The organism is Microcystis sp. LE19-195.1E (genome assembly GCF_027532095.1).
Taxonomy (GTDB): domain Bacteria; phylum Cyanobacteriota; class Cyanobacteriia; order Cyanobacteriales; family Microcystaceae; genus Microcystis; species Microcystis aeruginosa.
This window is the reverse complement of the sequence record NZ_JAPZSZ010000136.1, coordinates 1-2,144: the sequence shown is the minus strand read 5'-3', so window position 1 is coordinate 2,144 and position 2,144 is coordinate 1. Positions and strand designations below refer to the sequence as shown.

Annotated in this window: 1 protein-coding gene and 2 pseudogenes; 1 reads left to right on the top strand and 2 read right to left on the bottom strand. The window is 45.9% G+C overall.

Going from position 1 to position 2,144, the window contains the following annotated elements; genetic code table 11:
• On the top strand, positions 1–580 hold a 580-nt coding region (locus tag O9300_RS08135; protein WP_287971163.1), incomplete at its 5' end, for an RNA-guided endonuclease InsQ/TnpB family protein.
• Positions 581–658: 78 nt separating this feature from the next.
• Here the strand turns inward: O9300_RS08135 and O9300_RS08130 are convergent.
• Together O9300_RS08130 and O9300_RS08125 are read right to left on the bottom strand one after the other, a co-directional pair.
• Positions 659–1,702 (bottom strand): annotated as a pseudogene (locus O9300_RS08130) (tetratricopeptide repeat protein); the annotation flags it as partial.
• Positions 1,703–1,819: 117 nt separating this feature from the next.
• Positions 1,820–2,144: pseudogene (locus tag O9300_RS08125) on the bottom strand (Rpn family recombination-promoting nuclease/putative transposase); the annotation flags it as partial.

Genomic DNA, 2,144 nt, shown 5'->3' with positions numbered 1-2,144 from the left:
TAAATTGCTACAAAGACGCTTGAAACATCAAGTCAAAGGCTCGAACAATTGGTTGAAACTCCAAGATAAGATAGCGAGATTACACGAAAAAGTGTCTAATACTCGTAGAGATTGGCATTTTAAGTTAGCTCATTACCTTTGTGATCTTGCTGATAATATTTTCGTTGAAGATATTAACTTCGTTTCTTGGTCTAGAGGGATCGTTAGAAAACAATCTCTAGATTCGGGTATCGGTAGTTTTATTAACGAGATACTACCGTTTGTCGCTTGGAAACGGGGAAAATATTATCTTAAGGTTGATAAAAACGGAACTTCCCAGGATTGTCCGAATTGTGGCGCAATTACTGGCAAAAAGTCGTTATCAGAAAGAGTTCACCGGTGTGATTCTTGCGGCCACATTGAACCGAGAGATACGGCATCAGCAAAGGTAATCGAGAACCGAGGAAAAAACGCGGTCGGACTGACCGTGTTAGAAAACGCTCGCGGAGGCGATTTGACGGGGATCGACCGGTTAAACCAGGTCGATCTAGTTAAAAGCCTAAGAACCGAGAATCCCCCGCTACACCGCGCGAGCGGTTAGCGGGGGAGAGTCAAATTCTGTTAGTTGATCTAGCCCTATTTTACCCAGAGAACAAATCGCCCACCCTCGGTCAGACTAAGCTTGATGGTCATCGGATTTAATGGCTACCGCTTGGTAGTAAGAGGCGATCGCTTCTGCCCATCTGCCTAAATTACCTAACGCAATCCCTCGGTTGTACCAAGCATCAGGGTAATCGGGTTTAATTTCTAAAGCTTTGTCGTAGGATGCGATCGCTTCTTATAATCTGCCTAAATTCCTTAACGCATTCTCTCGGTTAGTCCAAGCTTGATGCTTATCGGGTTTAATTTCTAAAGCTCGATCAAAGGATGCGATCGCTTCTTCTAATCTGCCTAAATTATCTAACGCAGCCCCTCGGTTGTTCCAAGCTTCATGTAAATCGGGTTTAATTTCTAAAGCTCGATCAAAGGATGCGATCTCTTCTTCTAATCTGCCTAAATTACCTAACGCAATCCCTCGGTTGTACCAAGCATCAGGGTAATCGGGTTTAATTTCTAAAGCTCGATCATAGGATGCGATCGCGCCGATAAAATCCCCATTCATGTATTTCTGGGTTCCTTGCTCAAACCAGAATTCGGCATCCTGAACAATCGGGGTATTATTAGCGGTGGATAGTCTTTGAGTTGTCGAAGTTTTCCCTTGATTCAAAAGTTGATAGAATTTTTGGACTTCCGTTAAATCCGTCTCCTTTGGGCCTAGATTTTCCTCCTCCACACCGGAAACATCCCTCACCGCGTCGCGTAACTGGAGGCTAATCCGTTGGGACACTTCCCCCAGATTTCCCGTCATCACCCTCCCTAAAGCCGCCAGATCCCGCCCTAAAGTTTGATAATCTTCTGGATACCGTAGCCATTCCTCGCTTTTGACCTCTAACCACCGCGCCAGCTTTTTATCGTCACAATGGCGACTGTATAGCCATCCCCGTAACCCGCCGGTAGTGGTTCCCGCCGCTACCTGCTCGAATAACCCCATCAATATCCCTTCATATTCCCCATCGCTGGGTTCTGGAGGAGTATTTTGGACTTTTTTGGGGTTAATTGCCTTTGGACTGGCAATAAAGAGCGATTTTAGCCAATTCCAGAGCTTTTTTAGTAAGGATAGCATCGAAGAAAAGCGGGAAAGAAGATAATGAAATTATATCTCTACTGCCGAAAGGGACGACTTTCGGGGTTCATACTCGTCCTGAAAGGGGAAATCGGCAATCGAACTTCTGAAAATATCCTAGCGATCGCTATCTTCCAGCGAGCGAGCCAATTCTAAGACCTGTTCGAGAGATAATCCCAGAGAAGCGGCGATTTCTTGGGGATTAACCCCCGCTCGCAATAATAAGGGAACAGAAGCCAATTTTCCGATGATTTCCCCTTCTTGGCGACCTTCTTGGCGACCTTCTTGGCGACCTTCTTGGCGACCTTCTTGGCGACCTTCTTGGCGACCTTCTTGACGACCTTCTTGGCGACCTTCTTGGCGACCTTCCTCTAGGGCCTCCTGAAACACACGCGTCTGTCTTAACTCGCTTAAACTAAACATAGCTTCTATCTCCTTTCGA